Origin of the sequence: Tsukamurella soli (assembly GCF_039541155.1) — a bacterium.
Lineage (GTDB): Bacteria > Actinomycetota > Actinomycetes > Mycobacteriales > Mycobacteriaceae > Tsukamurella > Tsukamurella soli.
Genome location: NZ_BAABFR010000063.1, coordinates 24333 through 30425 on the forward strand (window position 1 = coordinate 24333; position 6093 = coordinate 30425).

7 protein-coding genes are annotated in these 6093 nt (G+C 71.0%); 5 read left to right on the forward strand and 2 right to left on the reverse strand.

Going from position 1 to position 6093, the window contains the following annotated elements:
• Positions 1-11 precede the first annotated feature (11 nt).
• Together ABD908_RS17755 and ABD908_RS17760 are read left to right on the forward strand one after the other, a co-directional pair.
• On the forward strand, positions 12-638 hold the full coding sequence (locus ABD908_RS17755) for a PH domain-containing protein (protein ID WP_344998367.1): 627 nt from the start codon (positions 12-14) through the stop codon (positions 636-638).
• A 55-nt stretch (positions 639-693) separates the two neighbouring features.
• Positions 694-1374: a response regulator transcription factor gene (locus ABD908_RS17760; RefSeq protein ID WP_344998369.1), complete on the forward strand. Its 681-nt coding sequence runs from the start codon at positions 694-696 to the stop codon at positions 1372-1374.
• A 48-nt stretch (positions 1375-1422) separates the two neighbouring features.
• Here the strand turns inward: ABD908_RS17760 and ABD908_RS17765 are convergent, their stop codons facing one another.
• Positions 1423-2745: a sensor histidine kinase gene (locus ABD908_RS17765; protein ID WP_344998371.1), complete on the reverse strand. Its 1323-nt coding sequence runs from the start codon at positions 2743-2745 to the stop codon at positions 1423-1425.
• Positions 2746-3273: a GtrA family protein gene (locus tag ABD908_RS17770; protein ID WP_344998373.1), complete on the reverse strand. Its 528-nt coding sequence runs from the start codon at positions 3271-3273 to the stop codon at positions 2746-2748.
• A gap of 151 nt (positions 3274-3424) precedes the next feature.
• Here ABD908_RS17770 and ABD908_RS17775 point away from each other — a divergent pair, with 151 nt between their 5' ends.
• The 3 genes from ABD908_RS17775 to ABD908_RS17785 all read left to right on the forward strand — a co-directional run bounded on the left by ABD908_RS17775 (position 3425) and on the right by ABD908_RS17785 (position 5858).
• Complete coding sequence (locus ABD908_RS17775) at positions 3425-4708, forward strand: 5-(carboxyamino)imidazole ribonucleotide synthase (protein WP_344998375.1); 1284 nt, start codon at positions 3425-3427, stop codon at positions 4706-4708.
• Between the two features lie 2 nt (positions 4709-4710).
• Entirely contained in the window at positions 4711-5220 is a 510-nt protein-coding gene (gene purE / locus ABD908_RS17780) for a 5-(carboxyamino)imidazole ribonucleotide mutase (protein ID WP_344998377.1), read from the forward strand.
• 158 nt (positions 5221-5378) lie between these two features.
• Positions 5379-5858 (forward strand): Rv0361 family membrane protein, encoded by a 480-nt coding sequence (locus tag ABD908_RS17785; RefSeq protein ID WP_344998379.1) that lies wholly within the window; start codon positions 5379-5381, stop codon positions 5856-5858.
• Positions 5859-6093: the final 235 nt, after the last annotated feature.

Consider the following 6093-nt stretch of genomic DNA (forward strand, 5'->3'; position numbering starts at 1 on the left):
ACACTGGGCGTGTGGGATTCCCGGAGAGTTCGCTCGTCGACGGCGAGGAGTTGCTGCTACACACGCACCCGCATGTCAAGCGCCTGGTCGTGCCGGTCCTGGCCCTGCTGTTCGCGTCGGCGGCCGCCGGCGTGTTGGGTGGCATCGTGTGGCGGTCGGTGGAGAGCGACAACGCCCGCGTCGTCGCCGAGGCCGCGGTGCTGGTGGTGTGGGTGATCGTCGTGGTGTGGGCGACGCTCCGGCCCTGGATCGCGTGGGGCTCGACCCATTTCGCCGTGACGGACCGGCGGGTCGTGTTCCGCCGGGGGGTCGTCCGGCGCGCGGGGATCGACATCCCGCTGCGGCGTATCAACTCCGTCGAGTACCGGCAGGGGCTGCTCGACCGCGTGCTGCGCTGCGGGGTGCTGAGGATCGAGTCGGCGAGCGAGGATCCGCTCGAGTTCGACGACATCCCGCGGATCAGCGCCGTGCACGGGCTGCTGTATCGGGAGGGCATGTCGGGCGGCCGGGACCGGGACGACGACGCGTACGACCGGGTCGAGTACGACCCCGGGTTCGGCGAGGGCGGGTACGACCCCGGGTTCGGCGAGGGCGGGTACGGCGAGGGCGCCCGCGGCCGCCGCAGACGGCGCCGGTAGCACCGGGCGCGGCGGCGGCCAGGGACTTGCCAGACCGGTCGATTATGGTGGGCCGATGCCCCGAGTACTGCTCGCCGAGGACGACGAAGCGATCGCCTCGCCCCTGGCCCGCGCGCTCACGCGTGAGGGGTACGAGGTCACCGTCGCCGCCACCGGGCCGCAGGCCCGCGACAAGGCGATAGGCGGCGACTTCTCGCTGCTCATCCTCGACCTCGGACTGCCGGAGATGGACGGGCTCGACGTGTGTCGGGAGGTCCGAGCCGCGCGCCCCGGGATCTCCGTGCTCATGCTCACGGCCCGCACCGACGAGGTCGACTTCGTGGTCGGCCTCGACGCCGGCGCCGACGACTACGTGGGCAAGCCGTTCCGGCTCGCCGAGCTGATGGCGCGCACGCGCGCGCTCATGCGCCGACATCAGCCCGCCGGCAATGCTCTGGACGTGTCGGGCATCAAGATCGACACCCGGGCGCGCCGCGTCACCGTCGACGGTGAGGATGTGGCGCTGGCGAACAAGGAGTTCGAGCTGCTGCGCTTCCTCATGGAGCGCGCCGGCGAACTGCTCTCGCGCGAGGAGATCCTCGCCGAGGTGTGGGGCGACTCCGATCTGCGCGGGTCGAAGACGCTCGACATGCACATCTCGTGGCTGCGTCGCAAGATCGGCGACGAGGTCGCGGGCAACCGCGCCCGCCGTATCGTCACCGTCCGCGGCGTGGGTTTCCGCTTCGACCCGGAGTAGGTCGTACCCGATCGGCCGGTCGGTGCCGCCCGCACGGTGTCGGCCGGATCAGCGCGGCTCGGACGAGAACTCCGCGGACGACTCCCGGGTCTCCGGGGTCGCCGCCGGGATGAACACCGCGAAGGTGGGCGGGCGACGGCTCTGCAGCTGCAGCCGGCCGCCGTCGCCCTCGATGAACGTTCGGGCCAGTGCCAGCCCCACCCCCGAGCTGCCGTGCGCAGAGTATCCACGCGTGAAGATCCTCTGTGCGTCGGCGTCGGAGACGCCGGGACCCTCGTCGGACACCGTCACGCGGACGGTGGGCGCGGCGCCCGCGCCCGCGGTCCCGACGGTGACGACGGTCGTGCCGCCGCCGTGGTGCAGGGCGTTGTCGATCAGCACGGACACGGCCTCACGCAGCCGTGCGCGGGTCACCCAGGCCAGGATCGGGTCGGCCAAGGTGCCCTCGGAGATGAGCACCAGTCGCCGGCCGGCACGGGTGAACGCGAGCCGGAAGTCGTCGACCAGGGGACGCAGCTCGGCTGAGACGTCGACCGCGGCGCGGGCACCCGGCGGCTGTGCAGCGCGGGCGGCCGCGACCATGTCGGTGAGCGCAGAGGTGAGCCGGTCCACCTGGTCGAGGGCGGCGTTGGCCTCGGCCACGACCTCGGGGTCGTCATGCATCGACAGCTCGTCGAGCCGGATGCGGATCGCGGTCAGACGGCTGCGCAGCTGGTGGGACACCTCGCCCACGATCTGCCGCTCCCGCTGCAGCCGCTCGGCGATCTCGCTGGTCGCTGCATCGAGCACGTCGGAGACTCGGTCGAGCTCCTCGATGCCGTGCCGGCGCGGCTCGGGCCGGAAATCGCCGCGGGCGATGCGCTCGGCCCGCTCGGCGACGTCGAGGACGGGATCGGCGAGTCGGCTGGCGGTCATCGCCGCCACCACGACGCCGGCCGCGATCGACAGCGCCACCATCGTCGACACGATGGTGAGCATCTGCCACTGCTGGTCGCGGACGTGGTCCCGCGACTGCTCGAGGCGGACCTGGCCGGCGGTGCCCAGGTTCATCGATTCGGCGACCGGGTTGTTGGTGCGTTCCCCGAACTCGACGTGGTGGACCACGCCGGACTCGTCCGGGTACTCCAGGACGAGGCGGCCGTCCTCGGGGATCAGTAGGCGGAGCGAATCGACCTTGAGCGGGGTGGTGAGCCGGCCGTTCGGGTTCTCCTGGGCGACCAGCTCGGTGCCGATCCGCTGCAACCGGTGCTGCAGGTCGGTGCGGGCCGCGTCGTCCACCCAGCGCCACGCGTAGAAGGTCAGCGGGATCCCGAGCAGCAGCCCCGTGATCGCTACGACCGCGATCGTGGACAGCAGGATCCGGCGGCGCACCTACGACGTTTCGTCGACGAGGATCTGCTCGGCCTCGGGGGCGCCGCTCATGTCGTCGGGGAACGCCCAGCGGCGCAGGGCCCAGAACCGGAAGATCATCTGTAGCAGGTTGCCGACGATGTAGTTGAGCACGAAGTCGACCACGATCAATGTGATGTGCGAGTCGTGCTGCCGCATGCCGAACAGGTTGTTGGCCAGCCAGATCGGGGCCGCGCCGATGATGACGCCGACCGCCGAGATGAAGAAGAACAGCAGCGCCTCGTGGTGCCGCTCACGGCCGCCGCGGTTCTTGAAGCTCCACTCGCGGTTGAGGATGTACGACAGGATCACCGCGCACACGCCGGAGAAGATCTTGGCCACCGTGGGCTTGTCCGCCAGCACCGTCAGGGTGAGGGTGTAGAAGATCACGGCGTCGAACACGCAGGTGGTGGCACCGACGATGGCGAACTTGATCAGCTCGTGATGTTGCATCACCACGCCGCGTAGGGGACCGGGGGTGCGATCCAGGATCGCCTCGATGAAAGCCACGCGCGGCAGTCTATCCGAATCCAGAAGGGTACCCCGGACGGTGTGACGTGGTCGCCCTGGGGCGCGGCAACGGCGGAGTCGGGTGCCGGCCCCGCGGATTCGGCCCCCGGGGCCCGCGGGGTCGGCGTCCGACGCCTGCCAAGATGGGACGGTGAGCGACTCCAGACGGGACGTGCCGGCGGCCGGGCGGGACATCCCGAGAGCCGGCCGGCCCACGGTGACGATGATCGGCGGCGGGCAGCTCGCCCGCATGACGCATCAGGCCGCCATCGCGCTCGGCCAGAGCCTGCGGGTGCTGGCCGAGACACCGTCGGACCCCGCGGCGCAGGTGTGCGCCGACGTGGTGCTCGGCTCGCATCACAACCTCGACGACCTTCGCCGCGCCGCGCACGGGTCACATGCTGTGACGTTCGACCACGAGGGCGTGCCGACCGAGCACCTGCTGGCGCTGCAGTCGGAGGGCGTCACCGTCAACCCGCCCCCGCAGGCACTGGTGTATGCGCAGGACAAGCTTGCGATGCGGCGGCGTCTGACGCAGCTGGGTGCGCCCGTGCCCGAGTTCGTCGAGGTCACGGCGGTGGCGGACGTCGAGGCGTTCTGGGCGCAGGTCGACGGCCAGGTGGTGCTGAAGGCGATCCGGGGCGGCTACGACGGCCGCGGCGTGTGGCTGCCGCGCACCCTCGACGAGGCGCTGACGGTGGCGGCCGAGCAGCTCGACGCCGGGGTCCCGCTGCTCGCGGAGCGTCGGGTGGCGCTGGCGCGGGAGCTGTCGGCGATGGTCGCGCGCTCCCCGTTCGGCCAGGGCGCGACCTGGCCGGTGGTCGAGACGGTGCAGCGGCACGGGCAGTGCGCGGTGGTGATCGCGCCGGCGCCCGGCCTGGCCGATGCCGCCGCCGGCCGGGCCGAGGCGCTCGCGTTGGAGCTGAGCCGCGAGCTGGGCGTGGTGGGCGTGATGGCCGTGGAGCTGTTCGAGACCGCCGATGGGGAGCTGATCGTCAACGAGCTGGCGATGCGTCCGCACAACTCGGGGCACTGGTCGATGGACGGCTGCGTGACCAGCCAGTTCGAGCAGCATCTGCGGGCCGTGCTGGACTACCCGCTGGGCGATACGGCGGCGCGCGCGCCGGTGACGGTGATGGCCAACATCCTGGGTGCCGAGGTCGCGCCGGAGATGCCGCTCGACGAGCGGCTGCACCACCTCATGGCGCGCATGCCCGATGCGAAGGTGCATCTGTACGGCAAGGACGAGCGGCCGGACCGCAAGGTGGGCCATGTCAACATCGTCGGCGGGCCGATCGGTGATCCGGGCGGGGCGTCGGACGGGTCCGCGTTCGCCGACTACGTGGCGGCGGTGCGGGAGCGCGCCGAGCGGGCGGCGCACTGGATGGCGACCGCCGAATGGACCGACGGTTGGAACGAACATGGCATGGAGTGAGCATGGCTGAGCAGACCGGCCCCCGCGTGGGCCTGATCATGGGTAGCGACTCGGACTGGCCGACGATGGAGGCCGCGGCCGAGGCGCTCGCCGAGTTCGGCATCCGCTTCGAGGTGGGCGTCGTGTCGGCGCACCGGACCCCGCAGCGGATGCTCGACTATGCGCGCGATGCCGCCGGCCGCGGGATCGAGGTGGTCATCGCAGGTGCCGGGGGAGCGGCGCACCTGCCCGGCATGGTCGCGTCGGCGACCACGCTGCCGGTGATCGGCGTGCCGGTGCCGCTGAAGTACCTGGACGGCATGGACTCGCTGCTGTCGATCGTGCAGATGCCCGCCGGGATCCCGGTGGCGACGGTGTCCATCGGCGGCGCTCGCAACGCGGGACTGCTGGCGGTCCGGATCCTGGGCACCGCCGACCCCGCACTGCGGGAGCGGATCGCCGCGTTCCAGGCGAGCCTCGAGAAGATGGTGCTGGACAAGGACGAGGTTCTGCGCAGGCGCCTGCTGGAGTAGGAATCCACATCGCGACCTCTCTCGCATCGGCGTGTCTGTCCCATATGCGGGTGCTCGCCCCGGTATGCAGGGACATGCGGGGCGGACTCGATCGTGTGCGAGGAGTGGTCTCGACTACACTGGCCGCGTAACGCAGGTGGCGGGAGAGGTGAGTGGGTGTGAAGCGACAGATGATCACCGTGGTGGTGGCCGCCGCCGGCGTCGCCGTCGTCGGCCTTTCGGGGACGGCGCAAGCCGCACCCGGCTACGCACCGGTCAAGGGGACGCCCGGTCAAGTGCGGGGGATGGTGTCGGCGATCCAGGCGCAGCTCGACGCGATCGCCGCCGGCGACACCGCGCGGGTCAAGCAGCTGTCCTGTGGCTTCTTCGCCGACGACCTGCTGTATCACCCGAAGATCCTCACCGCGATCTCCGCGGAGACCCGCACGGTCGACGGGCGGATCACCGTCGCTCGGCCGCGCGCCGCCACCGTCGCCAACAACCTGGGCCGGGTCACCGTCGACGCCCGGACGGCGAAGCGCAACCCCAAGGCGGCCACGTCGGTGCGCTTCACCCTCGACCGCACGTCGGGGACCTGGAAGGTGTGCGCCGCGAGCACGCCCTACGTCTCGTTCGCGGGGCTGAGCGCCTCGGCGTGACCTGCGCAGACGCCGTCGTGTGACGCGCGTCCGGTTACCCGTTGATAACCGATCGGCTGGTGGTGGGGATAGAATCGCCGGGACATCCCGGCTTTCCAGCACTGGTCAAAGGAGATCGTTAATGGCGGGTAATCCCGATTTCGACCTGTTCCAGCTCCCTGCGGAGCATCAGGAGTTGCGGGCGGCGATCCGTGGTCTGTCCGAGAAGGAGATCGCGCCGTACGCGAAGGATGTG

What these genes read in the sequence shown, in the direction of transcription:
- ABD908_RS17760 (WP_344998369.1), top strand. Translation starts at nt 694, where the DNA reads ATGCCCCGAGTACTGCTCGCCGAGGACGACGAAGCGATCGCCTCGCCC.
- purE (WP_344998377.1), top strand. Translation starts at nt 4,711, where the DNA reads ATGGCTGAGCAGACCGGCCCCCGCGTGGGCCTGATCATGGGTAGCGAC.